The following is a 25588-nucleotide window of genomic DNA, read 5'->3' on the forward strand; positions in this document are numbered from 1 at the left end:
GTCGATCAGTGGATGATGGGGTCACTCGGTGACGGAGGCACCGAGGCGTCCGGATTCGGGAAGGGGCGTGGGGCCGTGGCCGAGCCGAGAGAGGATGTCCAGGGCGGGACGCGCCTTGTTGAAGGTGAAGAGGTGCACGCCGGGGGCTCCTCCTTTGACGACCTCATCGGCGAGGCTGGCTGCAAGACCGACCCCGAGCTCGTGTCGACTCTCGGGGTCCTGTGCCCCTGAGAGGGTGTCGATAATGTGGGCTGGGACTTCAATACCGGATAGTTCAGTGACGCGCCTGAGGCGGGCGAGCTCGGTCGGCGGGAGGATCCCGGGGACGATGGGGATTGTGACGCCGAGGCGACGACAGCGCTCAACGAAGGACAGGTAGGTGTCGGCCTCCCAGAAGAGTTGCGTGATCGCGAAGTTTGCGCCTGCGGCTTGTTTGAGCAGAAGGCGTTCGGCTTCCTGCTGCGGGCTCGTCCCCGCTGCGGGGTTGCCTGCGGCGAAGGCCGCGACGGCAATAGTGAGGGGCGCGAAGGCGGCACGCAGGGCTTCTGCGGAGTGGTAATCGCAGCGTCGTTTCTCGACGGTGCGGATGAGGTGGATGAGTTCGATGGCGGATCCGACTTCCCCGGCTTCTGGCTCCCAGTCGAGGTCATCGGCCGGAGGGTCGCCCCGCAGTGCGAGGAAGGTCCGTGTTCCCGAGTCGAGCGCGTCGGCGACGGCGTCGAGGACGTCGGCGGTTGAGTTGCCGACGCAGGTGATGTGGGCGATCGGGTGGACGGGCGCGTTGCGGGCGAGTGCGGCGACGACTTCGCGGGCACTCGAGCGGTCTTTCCCTCCGGCCCCGTAGGTGACGGAAAGGAAGTCGGGACGGGCGGTGAGGAGCTCGTCGATTGTGTGCCAGAACTTCGGGGCGGCCGAGGGGACACGCGGCGGCATCACTTCGAATGAGATGAGGGAAGGCTCGTGCTCGTGTGTGCAGGGGGTCGCGTACGCCTCGTCGGGCGGGGTCATGGTGGGTCCTGTCTCCGGGTGCGCCTTGTGGCGCGGGGTCAAAGGTGATCGTGGGGAGGAGTCAGGAGCGCATTCGGGCGCGTGCGTTGCCGAGTCGGGCGGCAAAGGCTGTGTGCGTCATACACGCATTGTGCTCATGATCGTCGAGTGGACAGCAGTCTGGGTCCGATAGTTGAACGCGTGTAACACGAGGAGTTCGGAAAACAAGAGAGAAGCCGCGAAGGGGCGGAGGCACTTTTTATTTGTTGGCCCTCACTTTACTTAGGTCGCCCTTAGCTGTTATGAATGTGGGGTCATCCACACTGATCATCGGCTAAGGAACATCATGTCGGACCTCGCAGAGCACATCCACACTTCCAAGCACTCGGGTGTGCGTAACTCCGTTCTCGGCACTCGAAACCTCATGACGATCGCAGCGCTCAGCCTCGTCGGTTCCCTCCTCGTTGTTCCCCTCTCGATCTTCACCCCGGTCTTTGCGACAACCCCACGCGCTCTGATCATCTTGTGCGCCCTCATGGGAGCCTGGTACATCGCCTACCTCCTGCCCGGCCTCTTCGTCCCCCGCCCCGGAGCCTTCCTCGTCGCGGGCCTCCTTATGGGCATCATTTCCACCTTCACCACACCCCTGGGTCCTTCGGCGATCATCGGCAATCTCATTGGCGCCGCTTTCCTTGAGATTCCCGTTCTCCTCTTCCTCTACAAGAAATGGAGCTGGTGGGTTCACGCGATCGGTGCGACCATCTTCGGTGGATTCAACTCCACCATGTACGGCAGCGCCTACAACATTCCCCAAGACTCCATGCAGTTCAGCCTCGGGATCGTTTTCGCCCTCGCCTCCTGCTATCTCACTCTCGCCCTCGCGCTCCTTCTCAAGCGCAGGCTCGCTCGAGCCGGAGTCGGAGTGAAGCAGTGAGTGCCCTCGCCCGCCTCATCGAGGCGAGCGTCCAATACCACGGCTCCGAGCAAAGGATCCCACGCACCCCACTGAGCCTCAGCCTCGAAGAGGGCACCTCCACTCTCCTCATCGGCCCCTCCGGCTGTGGCAAGTCAAGTCTCTCCCTCACCCTGAACGGGCTCATCCCCCACTCCGTGCCCTCCTCCTACCGCGGGTCGATCCTCATCAAGGGCCTCGAAGTGGCGGACACCGATATTGCTGAACTTTCCAGGCTCGTCGGGATCGTCATGCAGGATCCGGACGCGCAGATCGTCACGAAATGCGTCTGGGACGAAGTGTGCTACGCCCTCGAGAACTTGTGCATGGAGCGAGAAGAGATCATTGAGCGCGCAAGCCGTGCACTCCACCTCCTGCGCATCGCACATTTGGCTGAACGCGACCCGTGGACTCTGTCGGGAGGTCAGCGTCAGCGCGTCATCCTCGCAGGAGCACTCGCCCTCGAGCCGCGTCTGCTCATCCTCGACGAGCCGACTGCGAACCTCGATCCGGCCTCCGCACAAGACTTCCACGATGCGCTCTTCACCGTCATGGACGAGGGAACAAGCATCCTCATCGTCGAACACACCCTCGATGAACTCGCGCACCGGGTCGACGCGGTTTATGCCCTGGACGCCACGGGCGCGCTGATCGCCCAGGGCCGCCCCGAAGAGGTCTTCTCCGATCATGCCCGCGAACTCGTTTCAGCCGGGATCCGCGTCCCCACTGCCATCACCCTCGGTCTGCGCCTAGGCCTCGAGCACCCGCCCCTTCACCCCCAAGCCGCCGTGGAGATGCTCGCCTCCGTCCCCCCATCACGCCTCGTCCGCTCCACGCGCACCAAGGAGGACGAGGTCGCCCCTCCATGTTCGCAAGGCCGTGAACGCGTCAATGACGAGGGCGCACAAGAGAATCGGCGCGACACGAGAGCGGGCGTGAACACTCACAATTTACCCGAGTATGCTCCTCAACAGGCGCACCCCCCACTGTCGGGCGCAGGGCTGAAGCACAGCACCGCCTGGAGCCTCGATCCTCAACACGAGCAGACCCCGCCTCCTGTTCTTTCCCTGCGATCTCTCGAAGTCAATCGGGGCTCAACGCAGATCCTCAAAGGAATCGACCTCGATATCTTCCCCGGGGAAATGATCGCCCTCCTCGGAGCGAACGGATCAGGAAAGACAACGCTCCTGCGCAGCCTCGTCGGACTCGAGAAACCCGCTTCGGGCACCATCCGTGTCCACGGCGAAGAACTTACGGGCTGGAATCGGCCCCGGAGTCTGCGAAAAGCGGCGACCCTCGTCACTCAGAACCCCGAGCACCAGTTCGTCACTTCCTCCGTGCGCAATGAACTCGCCCATTCCATGAGGCTCGCGAGACACCCTCAGGAACGGATCGACCAGGTCATCGCCTCACTTCTCGGCGAATACGGGCTCAAAGACTTGGCCGAGGACAATCCCTTCACCCTCTCAGGCGGGCAGAAGCGCCGACTGAGCGTCGCAGCCGCATTAACGGTCCCGCGAGACCTTCTGCTCCTCGACGAGCCGACTTTCGGACAAGATGAACATTCGATCGACGCTCTCATGACTCATATGCGCAACTTCGCCCGCAGTGGAGGTTCTGTCCTCTTCGCCACCCACGATCTCGAACTCGCTGCCTCCTGTGCCGACCGGGTCCTCATCCTCTGTGCGGGACGGATCGCAGGCTCAGGTGACACGACAGCGCTTATGGGAAACGAACAGCTCCTCGAATCTTGTGGACTTATTCCCACTCCCCTGGCTCGCTTGTGCGCCTCAGCGCGTCGACGGGGGATTCCTGTGCCCGCATGGACGTCCTGGAAGGACGTTCCCGATCTGAGGACAACTTCAAAGGAGCGTCGCCTATGACTCTCATCGATACGCGTGCCCAATCCGATTTTCGAGCGCATCCGAAGCTTGTGGGCTCCTCTTTTCTTCAAGACAGGCTCGAAGACCACGCCCCGAGTGCGCCAGTGCCCCAGTCGCTTGTGCTTGCACCACCAGAGCCCGTCATACCGGGCCTTGCAGGCCGCGTCCGATTCGATCCTCTCGCTCCCCTCGTGGCGATCCTCCCCCTCATCGCGCTCACTGGAACCAGCCTCTCTTGGCATCCAGCTGCCCTCATCCTCGTCCTCGTCGCTCCCATGCTCCTCGTCGCTCAAGCTCGACGCGGCTCCCTCAGCTTCCTTTTCCTCCTCCTGTTCATCGTGCTCCTCACCCTCGGCTGTGCGAGCGCGCCCCCAAGCCTGGGCCTCCACGATGACGCGAGCCTGTTCACCGCCTGGCCCTGGTTCTCACCCGAGCATTGGAACTCCGCTTTCAACGTCTCGGCGCGCATTGGCGCAATCCTCGGGCTCATCCTCCTCGCAGGCCTCTTATCCGATCCTTCAGACACGATCCGCGCCTTCGTTGTGCACCTGCGCATGCCCACAAGAATCGGGCAGGCCGGAATCGCGGCCCTCGGATTCGCAAAGCTCCTGCGCCGTGAGCACCGTGCGATCCGCGAAGCCCACCTCCTTCGCGGCTCCAGCTTCGATCTACCCATCCTCGAAACGGGGCTGCGATGGCTCAGATCCGCTCCCGCTCTCATCGCCGGAGCCATCCGCCACGCGGAAAGAGTCTCCATGTCCATGGATGCTCGCGCCTTCGGAGCCTACCCCCGGCGAACTGAACGCTCCGACTTTTCCTGGCGCCGACGCGACACGCTCCTCCTCATCTGCGCCTTCACCGCCACCGTCGTCCTCGTGAGATTCATGTGGGACTCCGGCTTCGTCTTGACCCCCACTCGCTCCTGAAAACTCATGACACCACCAATCACACTCTCACAGCTCCTACGCCCCGTCCGCGTCCCACTCGCGGCGGTCTTCACCTGCGGTTTCCTCTCCGCAGGCTTCACTCTTCTGTCCCCCATCGCCGTTACCCGCCTCGCAACTGAAGCGCTCGAAGCCTCTTTGAGCACCGAAGAGATCTGGTTCTGGCTCTCGATGATCCTCCTCGGATTGGCAAGCGCCCACATCCTCTCCCACGGGGCGACCGGATACGCGCACTACATCGAGTTCCGATTCCGGCGCGACCTTCGCGAACGCATCTCCCGTCATGTCAGCGCCCTCCCCTTAGGCTGGTTCGTCAAGGAATCCTCGGGCCGAGTGCGCACAATCATTGCCGAGGACGTCACGAAGATCCACACGATCATCGCCCACCTGGGGACCGACCTCGGTGCCGCCCTCGGCACTCTCCTCCTCGGCTCGATCTACCTGTTCTCCCTGTCCTGGGCCTACGCCCTCATCATCATCGCCTGGGTCCTCATCTCCTTGACGATCTTCACGATCGCCATGATGTTCACCCCCGCCTCCGGGATCGCGGAGTTCACCGAAGCGGAAAAGGACCTTGCCTCCTCCACCGTGGAAATGGTCGATGGTATCGCCACCGTCAAAGCCTTCGGCCTGTCGGGCACCCTTTTCAAGCGCTTCTCGAACGCCCTCGAGCGCTACACCACTGCCTCCTACGAGTGGATCAAAGGGCCGGGCAAGCCCATGGCGATCCTTCTCGTTCTCATCTCCCCCGCCGGGATGCTCGCCCCCATCATCATCGGCGGCACAGCGCTCGCTTTCATAGGAGTCATCGAGCCCATCCTCATCGTGCCTTTCCTCCTCGTCGGCGTCACACTTCCTGCGGGCCTCGACTCCGTCGTCCCCCTTGTCCACCTCATCGCTCAGGGCCGGGGTGCGGCCGAAAGGATCGGCCAGATTCTCGGACTCCCCCAGTTGCCCGAGCCCTCCCATCCCCAATCTCTTGATCCCGAGGCGCCCGCGGAGGTCGTATTCGAGAAGGTCTCTTTCCGCTACCAGGAAGACTCCCCCGAAGTCCTTTCAGACGTCAACGCCGTCTTCCCCGCAGGTCAGGTCACCGCCATCGTCGGTCCTTCAGGGTCCGGCAAGTCGACACTCGTCAAGCTCATCGCCAGATTCTGGGATGTCAACGAGGGGAGGATCCTCATTGGAGGCATCCCCATCACCGAGCTGCCAAGCTCGGCTCTGCTCTCCGAACTCGCCATCGTCCTCCAAGACGGGGGACTCATCGCCGACACGGTGAAGGCGAATATCCTCCTCGCCCGCCCCTCGGCGATCCACGAGGAGGTTGAAGCCGCCGCCCGCTCGGCACGCATCCACGAACGCATTCTCGAACTGCCCGAAGGCTACGACTCCATTATTGGTACCGAGGGGGTTCACCTCTCAGGGGGTGAAGCTCAGCGCGTCGCACTGGCCCGAGCTTTCCTCTCCAACGCGCCAGTGCTTCTCCTCGATGAGGCGACTGCACAGGCCGACCCTCACTCCGAGCGGCGCATTCAAGAAGCACTCGGAGCACTGTCGAGGGGGCGGACCACCATCGTCATCGCCCACCGTTTGTCCACCATCGTTGACGCCGACCAAATCCTCGTCCTTGATTCGGGGCGGATCGTTGAGCGCGGCACCCACGCCGAGCTCCTCGCGCTCGACGGCACCTATGCGGCACTGTGGAAGGCACAGCAATGATCTCTTTGCTCTTCTCGCTCATTGACTCTCCTCGCTCGATGATCATCACGATCGTCTCTCATGTCCTCTCTGGCGCATTCCAGGGACTTGCCCTCGCCCTGCTTGTCCCTTTCCTTTCCTCTTTCCTCGACTCGGGGCGGGTTGAAGCTCGCTGGCTCATCATGGAGCTCCTTGCGATCGGTGCCTCCATGGCCCTGTCGATGATCGGTTCCGTCACGGCCTTCAAAGTCGCGTCCTTCGACATATGCGGAGACCTGATCCGCAAAGTCGGCTCGCGAGTCCAGGCACTGCCCCTGGGCTGGTTCGACGCGAACTCGGCCGGCCGGGTGACGACGGCGACCTCAACGAGCATCTCCCTCCTGTCTCATCTGCCCTCGATCGTTGTGCCTAAACTCGCCTCAATGGCAGGGACGGCCTTCACGCTCCTCCTCGCCGCCCTCATCTACGACTGGAAGATGGCGCTCGCCATGGCGGCCTGCATTCCGCTGTGCATCATTGCCCTACGCCTCCTCGCTCGCAGTGTGGTGCGCGAGCATGCCGCCGAAGAGGCGGCCATGCAGGATCTGAGCACGAGGATCCTCGAGTTCGCCCGCCTCCAGGCGGTTTTGCGTGCCACGGATTGTCTGAAGGACGGGTGGGAGCCGCTGAATCAGAGCTTCGTGCGCGAGCATGAAACGACTCAAAGGGCGGGCCAGGCGAAGGGCCCCGCAGCGTCCCTTTTCCATGCCTCAGTCGTGGCTTCCCTCCTCCTCGCCGTGGGCGTCGCCGCCTTCCAGGTCCTCGGCGGCGTCTTGGAGCCGGGCGTGTTCATCGCCTTGTCGCTCATGGCGGTCCGTTTCGCCGAGCCAATCGGGATGCTCGCCTTCTATGTCGATCCCCTCCACGAGGCCCGCGTTGCTCTCGAGGACATCGCCTCGATCGTGCATGCGCCTCTTCTGCCCAAGGTCGATGAATCTCAGGCCCTTCTTCCCGCAGATCCTTTCGACCTCGAGTTCGATCATGTTGATTTCGCCTACGTGGATGGCACTCCCGTCATCACAGATCTCGATCAGGCTCTGCCGGGTCGCTCCATCACAGCTCTCGTCGGCCCCTCCGGTTCGGGCAAGTCGACTCTTGCTCGTCTCATCGCTCGTTTTTGGGATGTGGATTCCGGTGCGATTCGCCTTGGTGGGCCCGATGTCAGAGAAATCTCGAATGAGGTTCTCATGCAGCGGATCTCGATGGTGTTCCAGGAGGTCTACCTCTTCAATACCTCAATCGAGGAGAATGTGCGGATCGGCCGTCCCACTGCGAGTGACGCGGAACTTGTTGAGGCCGCTGAGCGAGCCGGACTCAGCGAAGTCGTCGAGCGCCTGCCCGAGGGGTGGAAGACCATCGTCGGGGAGGGAGGCTCTGCCCTATCGGGTGGGGAGAGGCAAAGGGTTGCGATCGCTCGTGCTTTCCTCAAGGACTCCCCGGTTCTTCTCCTCGATGAGGCGACGAGCGCCTTGGACGGCGTGAATGAAGCCTCCGTGACCTCCGCTTTGGCGGAGCTGTCCGCGGGACGCTCCGTTGTCGTCATCGCTCATCGTCTCTCCACGGTTCGTCGAGCCGACCGCATCCTTGTTCTTCGAGATGGAGCTGTGGAAGCACTCGGCTCGCACGAAGAGCTCTACGAAGCCGGTGGCACCTACCGAGAGTTCTGGGACGACCAGTCGCATGTCGAGCGCTGGAGGATTCGAGGCGAGGCACCCCGGGCTTCGCTGTGAGTTCGGGGGGCTACGTGGGCTCGCTCAAGGAGCCCACGTAGCCCCCGTTGTCATGGCGCCCCCGACAGGACTCGAACCTGCAACCATCGGATTAGAAGGCCGGTGCTCTATCCATTGAGCTACGGAGGCAAGCGCTGGCGCGCATGGTCAAGCCTAGCGGCGATCCGCCTCTCACCCCAATTCGAAGACGCTGTTGTGCGCTGCGCCCCGTGAAGGTGGCACAGCCAGCCCCAATTGACCGAAAACTCACCGCAATTCGGAAAAGGTGTTGTGTGCTGCGCCTGCCCCAATTTGGGGCTGCTCACTTGCGATGATAGTTCCCCGCAGATTCTCACCACAGGGGCTGGTCAAGTTGCACAGGTGCGTGCGCTCGCCAGTTTCGGGTGTATGCGCTTGCCAGTTCGGGTGAAGAAAAGGCCCGGTGCTCTCGCACCGGGCCCAGCTGCGGATTCGAGGTCAGGCCTCGATGTCCAGCAGACCGTTCTTGTACGCCTTCGCCAGACGGCGCGGAATACGCACCTCACGGCCAGCAACCTTAACGGTGTTGAGCTCAGTGAGATTGGCCTTCCACGTGGAACGGCGAGTGCGGGTGTTTGCACGGGACATCTTTCGCTTCGGAACTGCCATGATCGTGCCTCCCCTCTCTTCTCGGTAGTCGTATGGTCGTTTGGTGGTCTGAGGACCGCCGCCCGACGCTCGGCGCCGCAAGAAGGGCCCGACCGGCCCGTCCCAGTGACGGCAACCCTGAAATATTAGCACGTCACGATCTGCGCTCCGAAGCCAGGCCCCTTCACCTGCGCTGCGATTCTCATTACATCTCCTCCTCGTCTTGCGCTCCCCTCACTACCTTGCGTTCCCCTCAGCATCTTGCGCTCCCCTCAGCATCTTGCGCTCCCCTCCGCATCTTGCGCTCCCCTCAGCATCTTGCGCTTCCTCACTACCTTGCGCTTCCAACACGTGGTGCTCAGGACTCAGTGGACATGAGCAGGACATCAACGAGGTCGAGGCACCCCGAACACCACAGGACGAGCAGTGAGAAAGAGCGCGCACTCATCGCCTACCCTGAAAGATAAGAAGGAGCCCCCAAGGAGCATCGCTCGACGCGCTCTGCGTGTTGAACACAACCCCACGTGTTGAACACAAGCTCCATGGGCCCGCACCAATGTGCCATTGCCCGCGCGGACGCTCAATCGAACCCGGATGAGGAGCATGAAGATGGCAATCATTGAGACGATCCGTGAGGGCAGCGTGATCCACCACGAGATCGAAATCAAGAAGTCTCGCTTCTTGACGACTCTTGCTCGCACGGATTCACCCGAACAAGCCCGAGCCCTCATTGACGCAGTGAAAGCCGAGCATCCGCAGGCGCGCCACAACTGCTCCGCCTATGTGATCCAAGTAGAAGGACGCGATCCGCACCAACACTCAAGCGACGATGGAGAGCCCTCAGGGACAGCCGGCACCCCCATGCTCGAAGCTCTCAAGCTCGCGGGCGTATGGAACGTGACCGCAGTCGTCACCCGTTATTTCGGAGGAATCCTCTTAGGGGGCGGCGGTTTGATTCGCGCCTACTCCACAGCGGTTTCCGAGGCCCTGGCGAAGGCCCCAAGGGCACATCTCAAAGACATTGAGGTTCTTGAGGCCCACCTTCTCCCAGGCGACGCGGGACGGATCGAAGCGGAGCTTCGTCACGGCAGAGCCGAAATCCTTGGCGTCGACTGGGGAAACGAAGTGAGTATTCGTATCGGCGTGAATCCCGGCGAGCGCGAACCCTTCGATGCTCTCCTCGCTTCACTGTCTTCTGGTGTTTCACAGTTCCACATGGTGGCCACTCGCCGAATCGAGGTGGACGGATCCCACCTGAAGTTGTAAAAGTGTCAGCATGATTGAGCCCCAGCAGATGGACCGGGGAATCCACCCCCACCTCGCTTCGGTGTGCCTGTGTCACTGTCTTGCGGGCGAATGACCCCCATAGTGCTCTCATGCACTGTCATTCGCCCTGAGCCTCGCCTGAGCGAGCGCCCCTCCTCCCCTTCTTTCGCGCTATGGTTTTTCAGCGCTTTCACCATTCCTGAGGAAATTCATGTCCCGTATCGCTTCTTGTGTCGCTGAACTCATCGGCCACACCCCCCTCGTCCGCATCAACTCACTCATCGCCACCGATGCGCATGTGATCGCCAAACTCGAGGCTTTCAATCCCGCCTCCTCGGTGAAGGACCGCATCGCCGCTTCGATCATTGACGCAGCAGAGGCCTCTGGCGAACTCAAGCCCGGAGGCACAATCATCGAAGCGACTTCCGGCAACACCGGCATCGCCCTTGCAATGGTTGGCGCCGCTCGCGGATACAAGGTCGTGATCGTGATGCCCGAATCCATGAGCGTCGAGCGTCGCATCATCGTCCGTGCTTTCGGCGCTGAACTCGTTCTCACCGACCCCAAGGGCGGGGTCGCAGCAGCAGTCGCCGAGGCTGAGCGTATCCGCGATGAGCGCCCCGGTTCGATCATCGCCTCCCAATTCGATAATCCCGCAAACCCCGCAGCACATGTCGCTACGACCGGCGAGGAGATCTGGGCCGACACCGAGGGCCAGGTCGATGTTTTCGTGGCCGGTGTCGGCACGGGGGGCACTATCTCGGGGATCGCGAAATCCCTCAAGGCGAAGAACCCGAATGTCACGATCATCGCGGTTCAGCCCGCCGAATCTCCGCTCCTGACTGGTGGGAGTGCAGGGCCGCATGGCATTCAGGGCCTGATGCCCAACTTCCTGCCCGGCAACTACGATGCCTCCCTCATTGACGAGGTCGTCTCCGTCAAGACCGTTGAGGCATTGGAATACGCGCGTCGAGCCGCCGCCGAAGAAGGGCTCCTCGTGGGGATCTCCTCTGGGGCGGCGCTTGCGGGAACCGCCCTCGTTGCCGCACGCGAGGAATTCGCGGGCAAGACGATCGTGACTCTTCTTCCCGACACCGGTGAGCGCTACCTTTCAACCGCGCTCTTCGATGATCTGAGGGAGTGATGACCCGGGCGGATGGGGAGAACTCTTTCGCCCCTATCCGCCCCGTTGGCTCAGGTTCAGTGCCATCCCCACTGAGCCCAGCTCAGAGCTCCCCCGCTGAGCCCAACTCAGAACTCTCCCACTCATTCAGGACCAGCGCCCTCCAGCCGATAGACTGGAGGAGTTTTAGCGAAGGGACGATCATGGTGATGAATCCGTTGCGAGCCGCACGCCTCCTCAAAGAGGATCTTCACACCGCTTGTCACCGTGATCCGGCCGCAACCTCGGCCCTCGAAGTCGCCCTCACCTATCCCGGGGTCCACGCTCTATGGGCGCACCGCCTCTCCCATGCCCTCTGGGTCCGCAAGGTCAAGCTTCCCGCGCGCATCCTGTCCTCGATTTCACGTTCCTTCACGGGAGTCGATATCCATCCGGCGGCGGTCATTGGACGCCGTGTCTTCATTGATCATGCGACCGGTGTCGTCATTGGTGCGACGACCGAGGTCGGCGAGGATGTCGTGATCTTCCACGGCGTAACCCTCGGCGGGGTCTCCATGACCCCAGGCAAGCGTCACCCCACGATCGGCAGTCACGTCATGATCGGCGCCGGGGCGAAGGTTTTGGGGCCGATCACCGTCGGCGACGGGGTGAAGATCGGTGCGAACGCGGTGGTCGTGAAGGACGTGCCCTGTGGCTCGGTCGCGATCGGCGTACCCGCGAAGCTCTTGCCCAAGCCCTGCCAGGACACGAAAGACGACGATCTCATCATTGATCCCGCCTACTTCCTCGACGAACCTGAGTTGTACATCTGAGCTGCTCTTTTCCCCACTCAGCACCCCAAACGCATCCGATTGTGATGCGCACCACCTATGCTTGAGGCATGGAACAGCGCACTCTTCACGCACCGGTGAATGCGTTGACCGATGTCGATCGCCCGGCAGGAGTCGAAATCGCGACGCTCACCCGTTACGACATCCCCGTGCTCGCCGTCCTCACCCTGGACGCCTACGGCGATCCCACGACAGCTGAAGCACTCCTGGAGACTTCTGAAGAGCTCAGACTCACCTTCGACGGCGCCTTCGGCCCGACGACCGAAGATTCCTTCGTTGGCGCTTGGGACGGCGGGACCCTCGTCGGAGCAATCCTCGTCGTCCGAGAATCCCCCTGGGATGACGCCCCCGATGGTCCTTTCGTCGTCGACCTCGTCGTCGACCCCGAGTATCGGCGCCGAGGCATTGCCACGGCCCTCATCGCCGAGGTCGCGAGCCGTTGCAAGGACTGGGGTTTCGATTCCCTCGCCCTGCGGATCGATGGCCGCCACTCAGGAGCGGCCGAGCTCTACGACGACCTCGGATTCGAAGAGATCGGCTGATAGCACCTCAACGCTGGCACGAAGGACACCAGAAGAGGCGACGGTTCTGCATGAGTGCTTCTCGCACGGCAGTGCCGCAGCGCAGGCAGGGCCTGCCCGTCCGGTGATAGACGTACCAGCGCGACGCTTCCTCATCACCTTCAAGGGGAGGATTCGGGGCCTCAAGCGGGTCCATTGTCTCCAAACGCCCGGCGGCCAATCCCCTGTTCATCAGATCGCAGATGAGGACCCACAGGTCTGTCAAGCGCTTGGCGGAGATGTTCGATCCCTTGCGGTAGGGGGAGATCCCCGCAAGGAAGAGGGCATCCGCCCGGTAGATATTGCCGACCCCCGCGATGATTGCCTGATCCATAACGATCTCGCCAATGGCGCGCTTCTTCGCGTGCGCAACCTCGGCGAATCTCTTCGCCGCCTCTCGGTCCTCGCGCGCGCCCTCGTCGAGAGGATCCGGGCCAAGCTTCGCCTGCGCTGCGATCCGTTCCTCATTCGAGATGAGTTCACAACGGTTCGGTCCGATGAGGTCGGCGACGGCGTGTTCGTTATACATGCGGAAGCGCACCTGGCCGACGGGTTCGGGAGGCTCCCACTCGCCTTTCGCGGCCTGACCATAGCCTTCGCCCCAACGGGTTTCGGAGTGCCCATCCCACTCCCCTTTCGCGACGGGGGCAATACGATGGGCGACCCCGTGGCCCTCATCGACGACGCTTTCGTCACCGTTGAAACGCCACCATCCGTATAAGCCGAGGTGGATATGCATCCACTCCTGCGGTTCACTGCCCACGGCCTCGGGGGGAACGAAACCGATGAACATGTGCTTGCCGTGAACACGGATCTGCTCGAGGACGCGCCCGTTGATCTTCTCGGCCGAGGCCGCGAAGCGCCCCTGCGGGGAGGAGGCGAGGACGCTCCCACCCGTGAAGAGTTCGTTCATCGTGGACGCGAGCCTGCGAATCGCATCGCCCTCGGGCATGAATCCTCCTCAATACTGTCGGGGCCCTGGCGCCCCGGGGCACGAGCCTACCCGCTCAGCGAAGACCCGGCCCCTCGAAAAACGAAGGGCCGGGTCCACGGCGTGGTGCGTGCGTTCAGCCTCGAGGCACAACGAGGTTCACCAGCGAGGGCGCGCGAAGGATGATCTTCACAGGATCACGACCGTCCAAGATCTTCACAATCGGCCCTTGAGCGAGGGCCCGCTCACGCAGCTCGTCTTCACTGATCGACGGGGGAACTTCAAGTTTCGCGCGGACCTTACCATTGACCTGCACGATCGCGGTGACGCTGTCCTCAACGAGGAGGGACTCGTCCTCGACGATCGGGAAAGGCTCACGAGCCAGGGACTGCGAGTGTCCCAGACGCATCCAAAGCTCTTCAGCGATATGCGGGGCGACCGGGGAGAGCATGAGGATCAGGGGCTCGATGATTTCGCGGGGAACGGACTTCAGGCCCGTCAGGTGATTGTTCAAGACGATGAGCTTCGAGATCGCAGTGTTGACGCGCATGTTCTCGTATTCGACTGTCACATCCGCGATCGTGCGGGCGAGCAGGCGCTTCGTCTCAAGGTCGGCGGGCTCTTCGCAGATGCTCGGCTCACCGCTCTCCTCATCGACTGTGTTCCTCCACAGTCGCTGCAAGAAGCGCTGAGAGCCAACGACTGCGCGAGTCTCCCAGGGGCGGGACACGTCGAGCGGGCCCATGCTCATCTCGTAGACGCGGAAAACATCAGCCCCGTAGGCGTCGTACATCTCATCGGGCGTCACGATATTCTTCAGCGACTTGCCCATCTTGCCGTACTCGCGGGTCACCGGCTCACCCTCGTAGGTGAAGCCGCTCGACTCCTCGCCTTCGACCTCGTCCGCGGGAACATATTGTCCGCGCGCATCCTTGAAGGCGTAGGCCTGCACGTAGCCCTGGTTGAAGAGCGTGTGGTAGGGCTCAGCGTCGGGAACGTGGCCAAGGTCGAAGAGGACCTTTTGCCAAAAGCGCGCGTAGAGCAGGTGCAGGACCGCATGCTCAACGCCGCCGACGTACAGGTCCGTGCCACCGGTCGGCTTGCCTTCGCGCGGCCCCATCCAGTAGTCGAGGTTCTCCTGATCGGCGAGGGCCCGAGGGTTCTTCGGGTCGGTGTAGCGCATCTCGTACCAGCACGAACCCGCCCACTGCGGCATCGTGTTGGTTTCGCGCCTGTAGGTCTTCACCCCATCGCCGAGGTCGAGTTCAACCTTCACCCACTCCTCGGCTCGGCCCAGCGGCGCCTCGGGCGCCGTGTTCGCGTCTTCCGGATCGAAGGTGCGAGGCGAATAGTCCGTGATCTCGGGAAGATCAACGGGCAGCATCTCCTCGGGCAAGGCGTGGGGCAGGCCGTCCTCGTCCCAGACGATCGGGAAGGGCTCGCCCCAGTAGCGCTGGCGGGAGAAAAGCCAGTCGCGCAGACGGTAGGTGATGGTGGAGCAACCCAGGCCCTTTGTTTCGAGCCATTCGGTCATCGCCGTTTTCGCCTCGTCCTTCGCAAGCCCGTCGAGGCTGATCTCCTCGTTCGAGGAGTCCACTGCCAGGCCGTCGCCCGTGAAGGCCGACTCGTCGAGGTTATGAGAGTAGGGGTCTTTGGCCGGGCCGATCGTGCGGATGATCTCGAGCGCGTACTTGCGGGCGAATTCCCAGTCGCGGTCGTCGTGGGCGGGAACCGCCATGATCGCGCCCGTACCATAGCCCCAGAGGACGTAGTCGGCGACGAACACGGGGATGGGGCGTCCGTTCACGGGGTTAATGCCGAAGAAGCCGGTGAAAACGCCGGTCTTGACGCGTTCTTCGTCCGTGCGCTCGGACTCGGTCTTGGCTGCGGCCTGCGCGCGGTAGGCGGCGACTGCCTCTCTGGGAGAGGGCGCGCCCCCGGTCCACTCTTCCTTCGTGCCTTCAGGCCAGGAGTCTGGGACGCTGAGCTGGGCGGAGTCATCCGCGTTTCCTGCAAGGGTGCCACCAAGGATCGGGTGTTCGGGTGCGACGACCATGAAGGTTGCACCGAAGAGGGTGTCGGGACGGGTCGTGTAGACGTCGAGAGAGGCCTGCGAGGCTCCGGCTGCTTTCGCTTCGGGCACCTCGAAGGTGACGGTGGCGCCTTCAGAGCGGCCGATCCAGTTGCGCTGCATCGCGCGGACCTTCTCCGGCCAGTCGATCGTGTCGAGGTCGTCAGCGAGGCGCTTGCCGTAGGCGGTGATCCGCATCATCCATTGACGCAGGTTGCGAGTGAAGACCGGATAGTTGCCGCGCTCGGAACGCCCTTCAGAGGTGACCTCTTCATTCGCCAGGACGGTCCCCAGGCCGGGGCACCAGTTCACGGGCGCTTCAGAGACGTAGGCGAGGCGGAAGGGGTCCACGACCTTGGCTCGCTCGATTCGGTCAAGCTCAGCCCAGGAGCGCCCGTCGGGGACGGCGACCTCGCCTGAGGCGAGTTTGTCTTCGAGCTCACTGATCGGGCGTGCGGCGCCCTGCGAACCGTCGGGGGCGGTGGCTTCCGGGTCGAACCAGGAGTTGAAGATCTGCAAGAAGATCCACTGGGTCCAGTGCACGTATTCGGTGTCGGTCGTTGCCAAAGAGCGGCGACGGTCGTGCGAGAGGCCGAGGCGACGCAGCTGTCGGCGCATGTTCGCAATGTTCTCTTCGGTCGTGACCCGCGGATGCTGGCCCGTTTGGACGGCGTACTGCTCGGCGGGCAGTCCGAAAGCGTCGTAGCCCATTGTGTACAAGACGTTCTCGCCCTTCATGCGGCGGAAGCGTGCGACGGTGTCGGTCGCAATGTAGCCGAGGGGGTGTCCGACGTGCAGGCCCTTGCCCGAGGGGTAGGGGAACATATCGAGGAGGAAGAAGGGCTTTTCCTGTGCAAGAGGACCGGCGAGTTCTCCCACGGGGTTGTCCGCGTTGAAAGTTCCCCACTCGTCCCAGCGATCCTGCCACGCCTTTTCGATGGTGCCGGCGAGCTCGGCGGTGTACCGCTGGGCGGGTTCCATACCCGGGGTCTGGCTCATCAGGACCTTCTCCTTCACGATCGACGATTCAACCCTTAAAGGGTAGACCATCGACTCGGCAGGAAAACGGCGCAGAACGGGGCACGAGACGAGCCCGATGAGTGACAATGAGTGCATGAGCACTGTCTTTGAGAACATCATTTCCGGCAAGTGGGCTGGACGCTTCGTCTGGGCCGATGATCTCTGCGTCGTTTTTGCGACGATCGAGCCGACTGCACCTGGCCACGTCCTCGTCGTTCCGCGTCACGTCTACGAGAAGTGGACGGATGCGACCGCCAGTGTCGTCGCCCATCTGGTGGAGGTCGCCCACACGATCGGCGCCGTCCAAGAGAAGACCTTCGACGTTCCCCGTTCGGGCCTGGTCATCGGGGGTTTTGAGGTTCCCCACACGCACCTGCATGTCATTCCGCTGCGCAGCGAGGCGGATGTTTTGCTCTCGAATGCGGCCCCCGCCTCGGATGAGGCACTCGATGAGACGATGGGCAAGCTGCGCGAGGGCCTGCGCGCGGCCGGATATGGTGCGAATGTTCCGCTTGAGATGAGCTCTCCGGCCTTGGCTTGAACTTTCTCAGCGGCTTGGCCTGAGCCCGCTCTGCATCCCTTGCCTGAGACTGCCCTATCGCTCCCAGCCTGAGCTCTTCCCGCAGCTTGGCTTACCGTCTCCCAGTTGCCCCGACCTGAGCTCTTTCTATTGCCCTGAGCGGCCCTGGCCTGGGCTCTCTATTGCCCCGATCTGAGACCGCTCTGTATCCCCACCCTTGAGTTCGCCCTGTGGCGCCTGGTCTGAGCCCTCCCCTATTGCCACGACTTGAGACCGTGGGCTGCCTCCAAGCCAGCACCGACACTGTGTTCTGCCTACGCCTTGACCTGAGCCCACCTTGCGGCTCTGGCCTATGCTCTCTCTATTGCCCCAATCTGAGCCCTTTCTGCATCTCCACCCTTGAGCCCGACTTGCCCTCCTTTGCTCTGTCTGAGCACAAGTGCGGGACGGATGGGGCTCAAAAAGGTGGTGCAGACGCCAACGCGGATCAGGCGCGAACGCGGATCAGATTCGCGGTCGTCTCATCGAGGAGGACCTGGTTGACCGTTCCCACCCCATCTTGAACATCCACAGCGACTTGCTCCCCTGCTGGTCCAGTATTTCCGGCACAACCCGCCCCGTCCTCGTCATTGGGGAGCCGAGCCAAGCGGATCTGCGAGTCGAGGCCGATCCCGGCTTCGTCAAGATTACGAAGCCCTTGCGGGCTCTCATCGGAGAGGCGGGCGACTGTCACCCACTCCCCTTGTCTTTGCTCACTGAGTGGAACTGTGGCGCCCGTACGAATCCGACCATCCGCGTCCGGGATCGGATCACCGTGGGGGTCGCGGGCGGGCCACCCGAGTGCTTCGTCGATGTGTTCAAGCAGCCGATCAGAGACCGCGTGTTCGAGGATTTCCGCCTCTTCGTGAACCTCATCCCATTCGAAGCCGAGGCGGTCATGGAGGTAGGTCTCTAAAAGGCGGTGACGACGGACCATGCCAAGGGCGATCTGGCGTCCCTGAGTGGTGAAGTGCACCTTCTTGTAGGGCTCGTGTGTGACGAACCCCCAGGAGGTGAGGCGCGCGACGTTCTCAGAGGCAGTTGAGGCCGCAACCCCCATGCGCGCAGCGAGGTCGTTGACCGAGATGCCGTCGCCGCCCGCTTCTTCGTTCCCCCACATCTCCTTGAGATAGTCCTCGGCGACTTGACTGTTCTTCGCGCCGATCGCCCCGAAGGCTGAAGCTCGTGTCATGACTCCCCTCAACTCCACATCTGTGGCACTGTTCTCACCGCTCAATTTTGCATCCCCAGGGCGAAGACGGTAAAGTTTTATTCCGGTCGAAAGGCCCCCGCGTCATTAGCTCAATTGGCAGAGCAGCTGACTCTTAATCAGCGGGTTGAGGGTTCAAGTCCCCCATGACGCACTGCTCCTAGCGATTTTCGCAGAGAGCCCCGCGTCATTAGCTCAATTGGCAGAGCAGCTGACTCTTAATCAGCGGGTTGAGGGTTCAAGTCCCCCATGACGCACCAAGAGGCGCGGCCGTGTGGCTGTGCCTTTTTCGTATCCACGGCCCTAGGTCTTACGTGGAGTCGTCTTACGTGGAGTCTCGCATGAAGATGGAGTCACCGACTCCCCCTCAGAGATGAACTCACTCACTCCCCCCATCTCGAATGTCGGCCAATATCTGTGGTGCCCTTCGGGGTATGACGGTCAGGATGACCACAAGTCGAACCTTATGTCTTGGATCCTTAAAGAAATCCCAGGTCAGAGTTTGATTCGTCCGACTTATGCACGTTCAGTGTCCGACTTGTGGCCTCTCCCGAGGGATATAAGCCCTCCACTTGCCGCCAAGGGCGGGCTTGGTGTCCCGCTTGTGGCCTCCCCCGGGGATGCCCGCCAGAATGTGGGGCATATTCTGACGGACCGCTGGAACCTGAGGGAGAGCAAGGGTGCGCCTGGTAGCAGCGGAGCACTCGGTTTCGCACGGACAGGGTCCAAACGACCCCAAACACCATCTCGGCACCACCAAGCAGCCCTTACCTCAACCGAAATCACAACCGGGGTACCCGAACACCACCCAACACCCACCCAAACGACCCCAAACACAATCTCGGCACCACCAACATCAGGAAGAGCCAAGTCAACGCCACACAATCTGAGCGGTAACACCTCTTTCTCGATCAACACCCTGACACTGAATGATCGATGGTGTACCATTGGTACAGTACCGATCAAGAAGAAAGGCGCAACCCATGAACACCGCACCCCCCGAAGCGAAGACCACCAGCGCCCGCAGGGCACTCACCCCCTTCGCTCTTTCCATGCTCGCCGCCAATATCGGCTTGCACATCGTGATCGCCCTTACGGGCAACACCGTCGGCCTTCTCACCTACTTCGGCGTCGTCCTCATCGCCCTCGGATACGCGGTGTTCATCCTCGTCTACGGCAAACACCTCAAACGCGTGCGATTCGGCAGCCTCGCGGCGCACACAATGACCTACGCATCAGTCAGTGGCGGATTCCTGCTCCACTTCTTCATTCTCGCCGTCACCGCTAATCCGGTCCTTGATGGAGAGTCCGCGCACTTCGTCACCGCTCCCGCATGGTTCGGCGTCGCCATCGCCATGCCGGCCCTCTGGGGAGTCGGCCTGACCCTCCATGCCCTCGGCGCAATCCTGTCCCGTGGATTCGAGAAGTGACGTGAGCGAAGCCGATGAGTTCCTCGACGACCTGGTGGAGAGCTGGGTCGAGGTCTATAAGAAATCTGCGACCACTGTGTTTCTCCTGCGCATCATCTCCAAAGAAGAAGAGCTCTCCACAGCGCAGATCTTGACGCGCCTGAGTGAGGTGAGCGGATGGTCCTTCACCGAGCGCGGCCTCTACAGGACCCTCCAACGACTCGTCTCGAACTATTTGCTCGCAGTCGATACCCGGCCGGGAGTCCGTTCAGGTCTGCAACGCAAGGTGTTCACGGTGACGGACTTCGGACGGGCATACCTGGCGCGCATTGAGGCCGAGTATCGAAAGTAGAACCCCGCGCTCCTGAGCCGGGCATCGTCTCTTCTCGAGGAGGAATACGGTTTCTCCAAGCAGAACACCAGCCAGGGCTTAGATACGCTGGAAACCATGAGCGATACGTCGAGGCACTCCTTCAGCGCCTCAGATCTTGATGACGTATGGGCCGATCACCCCTACTACGAGGAGCACTGGACTCAGCCCCCCAACCCGATGAGGAAACGATCAGCGAGGTCGAGAAGCGCTTAGGATACCGCCTGTCCGCGGCCTACATCGAATTGTGTCATCACCGCAACGGCGGATTTAATCGGGCCTGTTTCCCTACGATGGAAGAAACCTCGTGGGCAGAAGCTCAGGTCGCCATCACCGCATATTCCGCGATCGGCTGGGACACGGCGAATTCCCTATGCGGCAGTTGCGGCCCACAATTCATGATCGAGGAATGGGGATACCCGCCGATTGGAATCGTCTTCGGTCAATGCCCAAGTGCGGGCCACGACGTCATCATGCTCGATTATTGCGAATGCGGTCCCGAGGGCAGGCCGCGAATCGTTCACATCGACCAGGAGTTCGACTACGCTCAAACGCTCCTCGCACCCAATTTCGCAAGCTTTATCAAGGGACTCGTTCCAACCGAGGACGTCGAAGATGCCGAAGAGCAGGAACGCGAAAGACTCCACGCCGTGGAATTGGCGCTCGTTGGCTCTCTTTCACCCCAGGTCCTTCGTCTCCTTGAAGACTCAGCGAAGGTCTTCCCCGAAGGGGAACTCTTTCTTCGCAAGCAGCTGGCGAGGATCGCGCAGGACAAGGGAAGCTTTCTCCTTCAGTCGTCAATGCCAAGTTCTCGTCGAAGCCTCGCGACGTGACCGGTGGCCTTCACGTTATACAGGGCCGTGGTGACGATGCCCGCTGGATCGACGACGATCGTCGAGCGGATGATGCCAATGGAGGTCTTCCCGTAGTTCTTCTTCTCCCCCCAGGCTCCCCACGATTCGAGGATCTTGTGATCCGGATCGGAGACGAGGGGAAAGTTGAGGGATTGTGTGTCCGCGAAACGCTCGAGGGCGCCCATCTGATCGGCGCTGATGCCGATCACCGAATAGCCGACGCCTTTAAGCGAGTTCAGGGAATCGCGGAAGTCGCAGGCTTCTTTCGTGCATCCCGGCGTCGAGGCCTTCGGATAGAAGTAGACGATGACGCCTTTTTCGGTCTCCTTGAGGAACTCCACCAGGTGAATGGTGCCGTGAGTGGATTCGGCCGTGAAATCGGGGGCGTTCTGCCCCACTTCGAGCTTGCTCATGACCTCCAGTCTACGGAGTATGACGCGCACTCACCCGCCGAGCATTTCGCAGGCGGACGGCAGGGGTGAGAAGACAGCAGCAGTGAGAAGTTGGCCAGGGTGAGAAGCGGCCCAACGCTCGACAAGCAGGGAGCAGGGAGCAGCACAGGGTACCGGGAGCACGTACGGGGGCTCTCGCGTGATCTTCCCGAGGATCACTTCTTCCGAGGCGCACCGGCGCATATACGCGGACTCTCGAAGCATCTGCAGGAGATGAACTCGAGGCTCGCGCTTCGCCCTCTGTTCCACGCGCCAGCAGAGCATCCGAATCCCCACCTCATCGCCCACTCCGATCTCGCCCCCTGTTCCACGCGCCAGCAGAGCACCCCAGGGAGTCAGCCTCACGCGAGCTGGATCTTGTGCGCTCTCCACGACGCATGCAATGCTGCTTGGGACCCCAACAGTCGTAAAGGAGAACGTCACCTCATGGAGTCCATTACCTCTGTGTTCGATTGGTTCCTTGCGCCGGAAAATCGCCTCATCATGTGGATCGCTCTCGGCTTCCTCGGCATCATTGTGTTGTTCCTTGTGCTCAAGTTTTTCGCCAGGTTCTCGAAACTGGCGTACAACAAGGATTTCCCCGTCGATACCCGCGAAGCGAACCTGCTCGCACTCGGCTTCCAGCAGATCACGAACGCTCAGAACTACTGGAATGACCCGACTGCAAGTTTGTCGAGCCCGAGCTCGCTTCACAAGCTGCGCGACATGTGGGGATTGAACAGCAGCAATGACGTCTACGAGAATGTCGAGCGCTTGTTCATGCAGCGCCGTCGACGCGAACTGTCGCAGCAGCTACTCACCCTGCGCGCACAAGCAGCCCAGGCGAATGGCGGAAAGAAGCCGAGCAGCCGCCAGTGGCTCGCGGCGATCAAGGAATCGGGTGGCACCGGCAAGGGCGAGGAATTGGAGTTCGTGCGCGCCGTCGAATACTACGAAAAGGCCTTCGGTAAGAAGCACTTCCCCGCTGACGAGCCGGTCCTGAGCTTCGACGCATATGCTCTCGGCCAAGCCGTCGCGGTGTGCACCTGGGGCGTGGGGCTGGGACTCATCTCGCGCGAGGACTCTTTGAGGATGATCGAGGAGATCAATCGTGTGGCGCGCCAGGAGTTCGATTCCTGGGCCGCCTTCGGTCGCAGCTACGTCCTCGGACGGGTCATGCACTGGAGCGAGGGGCGCGCCGACGAGGACCATGCCAGACAGTGCCGCGAGGCTGTGGTCGCGATGGAGATCGCTCTCGACGCCAAGCAGCGCGGGCCCTGGGGACTGCTGCCCTGGCGCCTTCCCGCGAACTGAGTGATCCCGACTGTGGCGAGCGATCCGCCTCGCCCCCCTGCTCGGGGACCCCTCTTGTCTGCGCCGCCCGCCCTCTGGAGAAGAGGCGAGCTGGTATCGGCGAATGGCCGGTATCCCCTGGTACCGGAGCATCACCGCTATCACGGCCCTCGTGGTGATGAGCGAGGCGGGGCTTCTCGGCGTTCTCGTCCTCGTCCCTCGTCTGTTCGAGGTGGATGCCCTCTCTAGCGCGGCTCGGCTGCTCCTCGTGATCTTGCCGATCGTCTACGCGCTGGCGGTGGGTGCCTCCTACTCGTACTGGTTGGTGTGGCGTTTGCGCGATGTCCGACTCTGGCGCTTCGCGGTCTTGAACGATCATTATTTTTTCGATGTGATCGAGACTGGGCCCGGGGTGAGGCCGAGCGCTTTGGCGGGTACGGGATTTCCGAAGAACATGCGCATTGTCATGCGCGCCGTTTTCGGTCGCCATGATGAGCGCTTTGGCGAGATCATGGTGGGCCGCAGTCGTGCGATGCGCAGCGAGACCGCGCATCGTGTGAATCTGCGTCGCCCATTCGCCTTCGCGCGCATGGACTTGCCCGCGAAGAGCCCGCACGTCATTGTGAGGAACAGGCGCTCGCCCATTCTGTCGCTTGCGGGTTTGAGTACGGGCACGCAGGTGGATCTCCTCCCCGAGGGCGATCCCGATCATGGCTTCACCGTGCTGTGTCCTCAAGGCTTCGAGCAGGAAGCCCGCAGGCTCTTCACCTCCGAGGTCTTGAGGACGCTCTGGATAAGTGCTCGCTCATGCGAGTTCGAACTCATTGATGACGAGCTCTACGTCTATTTCGCCCATTCCACGCCCCTGTGGAAGCCAGAAGCGATGGAGCAGCTGCAGACGACGCTTGCCCTCCTTAGACGGCGCGTGGTGGAGCACATACCGCGTCGCTTCGATTCGGAGCAGGCCTTGAAGCTCGGGGCGGCGCCGATGCACGGAACGTGGGGGTCTCCTGGAAGTTCACCGCATCGCGTGGACCTGTCGGGACGGCGAATCATCAACAAGGACGGGGTTTCGGCAATGACATGGGTCTTTCTCCTCGGCGTACTCCTGTTCAACGCCTTGGTCACGGTCTTCGTGCGCTTCGTGCTGCCGATACTCCTGCAAGGATAAGCCGATCCTTCCGCAGGGATAAGAGCTCGGCGCTCCCCGCGTTCTCAGCACGAGGCAGATGAGTGAAGCTCTCGATAAGAGCTTTGTCCGAGCAATCATCCGCGACTGCGAGCACACTCGCGACGACTCTGGCGCACTGTGTGGTGGCAGTGGGGGTGTAGAGGACGGGGCTTGCTCGAAAACTGCGATTCTTGCGCGGGGACTCGAGGTGGCGTGTTTGAGGGCGTGAAGCAGCTCCGACTCCGCTCATATTGGATGTCATCACGAGCAACGCCGGACCCGTCTCGCGTCGATTCTTCACGTGCACAGCGCACAAGCAAAAGCTGGACGCGGCGGGTTTGGGCTGAGCTGTCGCGGGGAACAACCTGTGGGCGGAACTCAAGCTCCGATGAAGTCTGTCGTTGTCTGCGCAGCGATTCCGCGTGCAGTGGGGACGGTGAAGCCAATGAACCACTTATCGACCATGCGCGGAAGACTTTGAACGAATAATCCTCGGCGTTCCCTCTTAAGGTGCGCGCTTGTTAAAATCCCCATGCCGTAGGTTTCGAGCGTGATCGACCGAAGAAGCACGAAGTCGATAGACCCTCCCGAGATGATGTCGAGGCATTGGTTGATGAGGCTGAGCATGTACCAGCGGACGTTCTCTGGCAGCTCCGTTGCACCGCCGAGCATCTTACGCATTTCCTCAAGGGCTTCTTGAAGAGTGTCGAGTTCTGCCGTTCCGAGGACGGGAGGCAGGTGCGGAGTAATATCTTCGGCGTCTGCAACGTTGCGCAAGGCAGTCAAGGCGAAGGCGTCAACCTCGGGTACAACGTTGGTGTCCCAGCAGTCGTCGGGTGTGATGAAGGCATTGCGCATCACGTCCAAGACTTGAGCGTTCGCCTCAAGCCGTCTGGACATGGTGAGCAATTCGCGGGTACGCAGAAACAGATTCATACCGCGTGCCTGGACCTCCCACTTATCTTCGCCATCTCGGGCGAGCACACTCAGGGCCTGTCCGACTGTTCCACCAGCCTTGCAGAGCCGCTCGACGAAGCTGGCGAATTCGTGAATCGGGTTGTATTTCTTCACTGGATCTCCTCCTCTTGTCTGAGGCATGTGCGAGCTGCGAGATTCGGCCTTTGGTCACGCCGAGCACTGTCGCGATGTCCTGCATCGTGAGGCCTTCCTCTCTCAATTCTGCAACGGCGCACTTGTTCTGCGCGAGCATCTTCTCGGGCTGCGCGAGCATCTTCTCGGGCTGCGCGAGCATCTTCTCGGGCTGCTTCTGCGGCTTGGGCGGCAGTCTTGACTGCTTCGGCGGTCTTCTGTACAGCACCGTCGATGGCAAGGATGATTTCAGCGGTGCGCGAGGCATCGTCGTCAAGCTTTTCGGCCCACATCGACCCGAGATCTTCGGTCTTGAACTGCGCTTCGACCAAAGTTTTGCCTCGCGTGTACTGGGGCTTCCCGTTGATGGGAGCCGCGAGCGTCCACCAGCCTCCGTCGCGGTAGGCGAAAGCGCCGTCTTTGTTGATGATCGGGCGCTGTCCTCGTTGACGATTGGAAACGCTTTGGGCGCAACGGAGCCCTTCTTCTAAGATCCCTTGTGTCCTGGCTTCATCACAGATGATCCTGGCACCGGTCACCGCTCGTCGAGGCAACTGTAATA

Annotated in this window: 23 protein-coding genes and 3 tRNA genes; 17 read left to right on the plus strand and 9 right to left on the minus strand. The window is 61.8% G+C overall.

Going from position 1 to position 25588, the window contains the following annotated elements; all coding sequences use genetic code 11:
• Nucleotides 1–21: 21 nt before the first annotated feature.
• Nucleotides 22–1008, minus strand: a complete 987-nt coding sequence (locus JFX23_RS00965) for a methylenetetrahydrofolate reductase (protein ID WP_198775096.1) — start codon at nucleotides 1006–1008, stop codon at nucleotides 22–24.
• A 325-nt stretch (nucleotides 1009–1333) separates the two neighbouring features.
• Between JFX23_RS00965 and JFX23_RS00970 the strand changes: the two genes are divergently transcribed.
• Genes JFX23_RS00970 through JFX23_RS00990 form a run of 5 tightly spaced genes read left to right on the plus strand, consistent with a single transcriptional unit; the run spans nucleotide 1334 to nucleotide 8233 of the window.
• Nucleotides 1334–1921, plus strand: a complete 588-nt coding sequence (locus JFX23_RS00970; protein ID WP_198775099.1) for an ECF transporter S component — start codon at nucleotides 1334–1336, stop codon at nucleotides 1919–1921.
• Nucleotides 1918–3822: an ABC transporter ATP-binding protein gene (locus tag JFX23_RS00975; RefSeq protein ID WP_198775102.1), complete on the plus strand. Its 1905-nt coding sequence runs from the start codon at nucleotides 1918–1920 to the stop codon at nucleotides 3820–3822. The genes JFX23_RS00970 and JFX23_RS00975 overlap by 4 nt, the downstream gene beginning before the upstream one ends.
• On the plus strand, nucleotides 3819–4748 hold the full coding sequence (locus JFX23_RS00980) for an energy-coupling factor transporter transmembrane component T (protein WP_198775105.1): 930 nt from the start codon (nucleotides 3819–3821) through the stop codon (nucleotides 4746–4748). The genes JFX23_RS00975 and JFX23_RS00980 overlap by 4 nt, the downstream gene beginning before the upstream one ends.
• Nucleotides 4749–4754: 6 nt before the next feature.
• On the plus strand, nucleotides 4755–6485 hold the full coding sequence (locus JFX23_RS00985) for an ABC transporter ATP-binding protein (RefSeq protein ID WP_198775108.1): 1731 nt from the start codon (nucleotides 4755–4757) through the stop codon (nucleotides 6483–6485).
• Complete coding sequence (locus JFX23_RS00990; RefSeq protein WP_198775122.1) at nucleotides 6482–8233, plus strand: ABC transporter ATP-binding protein; 1752 nt, start codon at nucleotides 6482–6484, stop codon at nucleotides 8231–8233. The genes JFX23_RS00985 and JFX23_RS00990 overlap by 4 nt, the downstream gene beginning before the upstream one ends.
• Nucleotides 8234–8286: 53 nt before the next feature.
• Here JFX23_RS00990 and JFX23_RS00995 read toward each other — a convergent pair.
• Nucleotides 8287–8362, minus strand: a tRNA-Arg gene (locus tag JFX23_RS00995).
• Between the two features lie 327 nt (nucleotides 8363–8689).
• Nucleotides 8690–8860 carry a 50S ribosomal protein L32 gene (rpmF, locus tag JFX23_RS01000; RefSeq protein WP_005964219.1) on the minus strand — a complete coding sequence of 57 codons (171 nt, stop codon included), beginning with the start codon at nucleotides 8858–8860 and terminating at the stop codon, nucleotides 8690–8692.
• A gap of 588 nt (nucleotides 8861–9448) precedes the next feature.
• On the opposite strand from rpmF, the gene JFX23_RS01005 reads away from it, so the two are divergent.
• From JFX23_RS01005 to JFX23_RS01020, 4 genes are all read left to right on the plus strand, one after another.
• Nucleotides 9449–10105, plus strand: coding sequence for a YigZ family protein (locus JFX23_RS01005; protein WP_040314154.1), 657 nt, complete (start codon nucleotides 9449–9451; stop codon nucleotides 10103–10105).
• Between the two features lie 211 nt (nucleotides 10106–10316).
• Nucleotides 10317–11249, plus strand: coding sequence for a cysteine synthase A (gene cysK / locus JFX23_RS01010; RefSeq protein ID WP_198775125.1), 933 nt, complete (start codon nucleotides 10317–10319; stop codon nucleotides 11247–11249).
• A gap of 182 nt (nucleotides 11250–11431) precedes the next feature.
• Nucleotides 11432–12040: a serine O-acetyltransferase gene (gene cysE / locus JFX23_RS01015; protein ID WP_198775128.1), complete on the plus strand. Its 609-nt coding sequence runs from the start codon at nucleotides 11432–11434 to the stop codon at nucleotides 12038–12040.
• Nucleotides 12041–12108: 68 nt separating this feature from the next.
• Complete coding sequence (locus JFX23_RS01020) at nucleotides 12109–12600, plus strand: GNAT family N-acetyltransferase (RefSeq protein WP_198775130.1); 492 nt, start codon at nucleotides 12109–12111, stop codon at nucleotides 12598–12600.
• 7 nt (nucleotides 12601–12607) lie between these two features.
• On the opposite strand, the gene JFX23_RS01025 is transcribed toward JFX23_RS01020, so the two are convergent.
• The gene (locus JFX23_RS01025) at nucleotides 12608–13570 is read right to left on the minus strand and encodes an Fpg/Nei family DNA glycosylase (RefSeq protein ID WP_198775133.1); all 963 of its coding nucleotides are present in this window, start codon (nucleotides 13568–13570) and stop codon (nucleotides 12608–12610) included.
• 115 nt (nucleotides 13571–13685) lie between these two features.
• A complete protein-coding gene (locus JFX23_RS01030) occupies nucleotides 13686–16619 on the minus strand; it encodes a leucine--tRNA ligase (protein ID WP_198775295.1) in 2934 nt (977 codons plus the stop codon).
• A 115-nt stretch (nucleotides 16620–16734) separates the two neighbouring features.
• On the opposite strand from JFX23_RS01030, the gene JFX23_RS01035 reads away from it, so the two are divergent.
• On the plus strand, nucleotides 16735–17181 hold the full coding sequence (locus JFX23_RS01035; protein ID WP_198775136.1) for an HIT family protein: 447 nt from the start codon (nucleotides 16735–16737) through the stop codon (nucleotides 17179–17181).
• A gap of 466 nt (nucleotides 17182–17647) precedes the next feature.
• On the opposite strand, the gene JFX23_RS01040 is transcribed toward JFX23_RS01035, so the two are convergent.
• Nucleotides 17648–18391 carry a metal-dependent transcriptional regulator gene (locus tag JFX23_RS01040; RefSeq protein WP_233050416.1) on the minus strand — a complete coding sequence of 248 codons (744 nt, stop codon included), beginning with the start codon at nucleotides 18389–18391 and terminating at the stop codon, nucleotides 17648–17650.
• Nucleotides 18392–18490: 99 nt separating this feature from the next.
• On the opposite strand from JFX23_RS01040, the gene JFX23_RS01045 reads away from it, so the two are divergent.
• The 5 genes from JFX23_RS01045 (at nucleotide 18491) to JFX23_RS01065 (ending at nucleotide 21021) form a co-directional block, all read left to right on the plus strand.
• Nucleotides 18491–18563 (plus strand) — tRNA-Lys (locus JFX23_RS01045).
• Between the two features lie 30 nt (nucleotides 18564–18593).
• Nucleotides 18594–18669: transfer RNA gene (locus JFX23_RS01050), tRNA-Lys, on the plus strand.
• A 723-nt stretch (nucleotides 18670–19392) separates the two neighbouring features.
• Nucleotides 19393–19839, plus strand: a complete 447-nt coding sequence (locus JFX23_RS01055) for a hypothetical protein (protein ID WP_005964251.1) — start codon at nucleotides 19393–19395, stop codon at nucleotides 19837–19839.
• Nucleotide 19840: 1 nt separating this feature from the next.
• A complete protein-coding gene (locus tag JFX23_RS01060) occupies nucleotides 19841–20170 on the plus strand; it encodes a PadR family transcriptional regulator (protein WP_198775141.1) in 330 nt (109 codons plus the stop codon).
• 146 nt (nucleotides 20171–20316) lie between these two features.
• Entirely contained in the window at nucleotides 20317–21021 is a 705-nt protein-coding gene (locus tag JFX23_RS01065) for an SMI1/KNR4 family protein (RefSeq protein WP_198775143.1), read from the plus strand.
• On the opposite strand, the gene JFX23_RS01070 is transcribed toward JFX23_RS01065, so the two are convergent.
• Nucleotides 20979–21455, minus strand: a complete 477-nt coding sequence (locus JFX23_RS01070; RefSeq protein WP_198775145.1) for a peroxiredoxin — start codon at nucleotides 21453–21455, stop codon at nucleotides 20979–20981. The genes JFX23_RS01065 and JFX23_RS01070 overlap by 43 nt on opposite strands.
• A gap of 465 nt (nucleotides 21456–21920) precedes the next feature.
• Here JFX23_RS01070 and JFX23_RS01075 point away from each other — a divergent pair, with 465 nt between their 5' ends.
• A complete protein-coding gene (locus JFX23_RS01075; protein ID WP_198775146.1) occupies nucleotides 21921–22787 on the plus strand; it encodes a DUF1266 domain-containing protein in 867 nt (288 codons plus the stop codon).
• Between the two features lie 103 nt (nucleotides 22788–22890).
• Complete coding sequence (locus tag JFX23_RS01080; RefSeq protein WP_198775148.1) at nucleotides 22891–23937, plus strand: hypothetical protein; 1047 nt, start codon at nucleotides 22891–22893, stop codon at nucleotides 23935–23937.
• 378 nt (nucleotides 23938–24315) lie between these two features.
• On the opposite strand, the gene JFX23_RS01085 is transcribed toward JFX23_RS01080, so the two are convergent.
• Nucleotides 24316–25008 (minus strand): hypothetical protein, encoded by a 693-nt coding sequence (locus JFX23_RS01085; protein WP_198775150.1) that lies wholly within the window; start codon nucleotides 25006–25008, stop codon nucleotides 24316–24318.
• Nucleotides 25005–25580 (minus strand): hypothetical protein, encoded by a 576-nt coding sequence (locus tag JFX23_RS01090; RefSeq protein WP_198775152.1) that lies wholly within the window; start codon nucleotides 25578–25580, stop codon nucleotides 25005–25007. Before JFX23_RS01090 ends, JFX23_RS01085 begins: the two co-directional genes overlap by 4 nt.
• Nucleotides 25581–25588: the final 8 nt, after the last annotated feature.

It is taken from the genome of Schaalia cardiffensis (genome assembly GCF_016405145.1).
Taxonomy (GTDB): Bacteria; Actinomycetota; Actinomycetes; order Actinomycetales; family Actinomycetaceae; genus Pauljensenia; species Pauljensenia cardiffensis.

What these genes read in the sequence shown, in the direction of transcription:
- JFX23_RS00980 (WP_198775105.1), top strand. Translation starts at nt 3,819, where the DNA reads ATGACTCTCATCGATACGCGTGCCCAATCCGATTTTCGAGCGCATCCG.
- rpmF (WP_005964219.1), bottom strand. Translation starts at nt 8,860, where the DNA reads ATGGCAGTTCCGAAGCGAAAGATGTCCCGTGCAAACACCCGCACTCGC.
- JFX23_RS01005 (WP_040314154.1), top strand. Translation starts at nt 9,449, where the DNA reads ATGGCAATCATTGAGACGATCCGTGAGGGCAGCGTGATCCACCACGAG.
- JFX23_RS01040 (WP_233050416.1), bottom strand. Translation starts at nt 18,391, where the DNA reads ATGACACGAGCTTCAGCCTTCGGGGCGATCGGCGCGAAGAACAGTCAA.
- JFX23_RS01055 (WP_005964251.1), top strand. Translation starts at nt 19,393, where the DNA reads ATGAACACCGCACCCCCCGAAGCGAAGACCACCAGCGCCCGCAGGGCA.
- JFX23_RS01025 (WP_198775133.1), bottom strand. Translation starts at nt 13,570, where the DNA reads ATGCCCGAGGGCGATGCGATTCGCAGGCTCGCGTCCACGATGAACGAA.
- cysK (WP_198775125.1), top strand. Translation starts at nt 10,317, where the DNA reads ATGTCCCGTATCGCTTCTTGTGTCGCTGAACTCATCGGCCACACCCCC.
- JFX23_RS01020 (WP_198775130.1), top strand. Translation starts at nt 12,109, where the DNA reads ATGGAACAGCGCACTCTTCACGCACCGGTGAATGCGTTGACCGATGTC.
- JFX23_RS01070 (WP_198775145.1), bottom strand. Translation starts at nt 21,455, where the DNA reads ATGAGCAAGCTCGAAGTGGGGCAGAACGCCCCCGATTTCACGGCCGAA.
- JFX23_RS00985 (WP_198775108.1), top strand. Translation starts at nt 4,755, where the DNA reads ATGACACCACCAATCACACTCTCACAGCTCCTACGCCCCGTCCGCGTC.
- JFX23_RS01030 (WP_198775295.1), bottom strand. Translation starts at nt 16,619, where the DNA reads ATGAGCCAGACCCCGGGTATGGAACCCGCCCAGCGGTACACCGCCGAG.
- JFX23_RS00990 (WP_198775122.1), top strand. Translation starts at nt 6,482, where the DNA reads ATGATCTCTTTGCTCTTCTCGCTCATTGACTCTCCTCGCTCGATGATC.
- JFX23_RS01065 (WP_198775143.1), top strand. Translation starts at nt 20,317, where the DNA reads ATGGGCCGATCACCCCTACTACGAGGAGCACTGGACTCAGCCCCCCAA.
- JFX23_RS01080 (WP_198775148.1), top strand. Translation starts at nt 22,891, where the DNA reads ATGGCCGGTATCCCCTGGTACCGGAGCATCACCGCTATCACGGCCCTC.
- JFX23_RS00970 (WP_198775099.1), top strand. Translation starts at nt 1,334, where the DNA reads ATGTCGGACCTCGCAGAGCACATCCACACTTCCAAGCACTCGGGTGTG.
- JFX23_RS00965 (WP_198775096.1), bottom strand. Translation starts at nt 1,008, where the DNA reads ATGACCCCGCCCGACGAGGCGTACGCGACCCCCTGCACACACGAGCAC.
- cysE (WP_198775128.1), top strand. Translation starts at nt 11,432, where the DNA reads ATGGTGATGAATCCGTTGCGAGCCGCACGCCTCCTCAAAGAGGATCTT.
- JFX23_RS01075 (WP_198775146.1), top strand. Translation starts at nt 21,921, where the DNA reads ATGGAGTCCATTACCTCTGTGTTCGATTGGTTCCTTGCGCCGGAAAAT.
- JFX23_RS01035 (WP_198775136.1), top strand. Translation starts at nt 16,735, where the DNA reads ATGAGCACTGTCTTTGAGAACATCATTTCCGGCAAGTGGGCTGGACGC.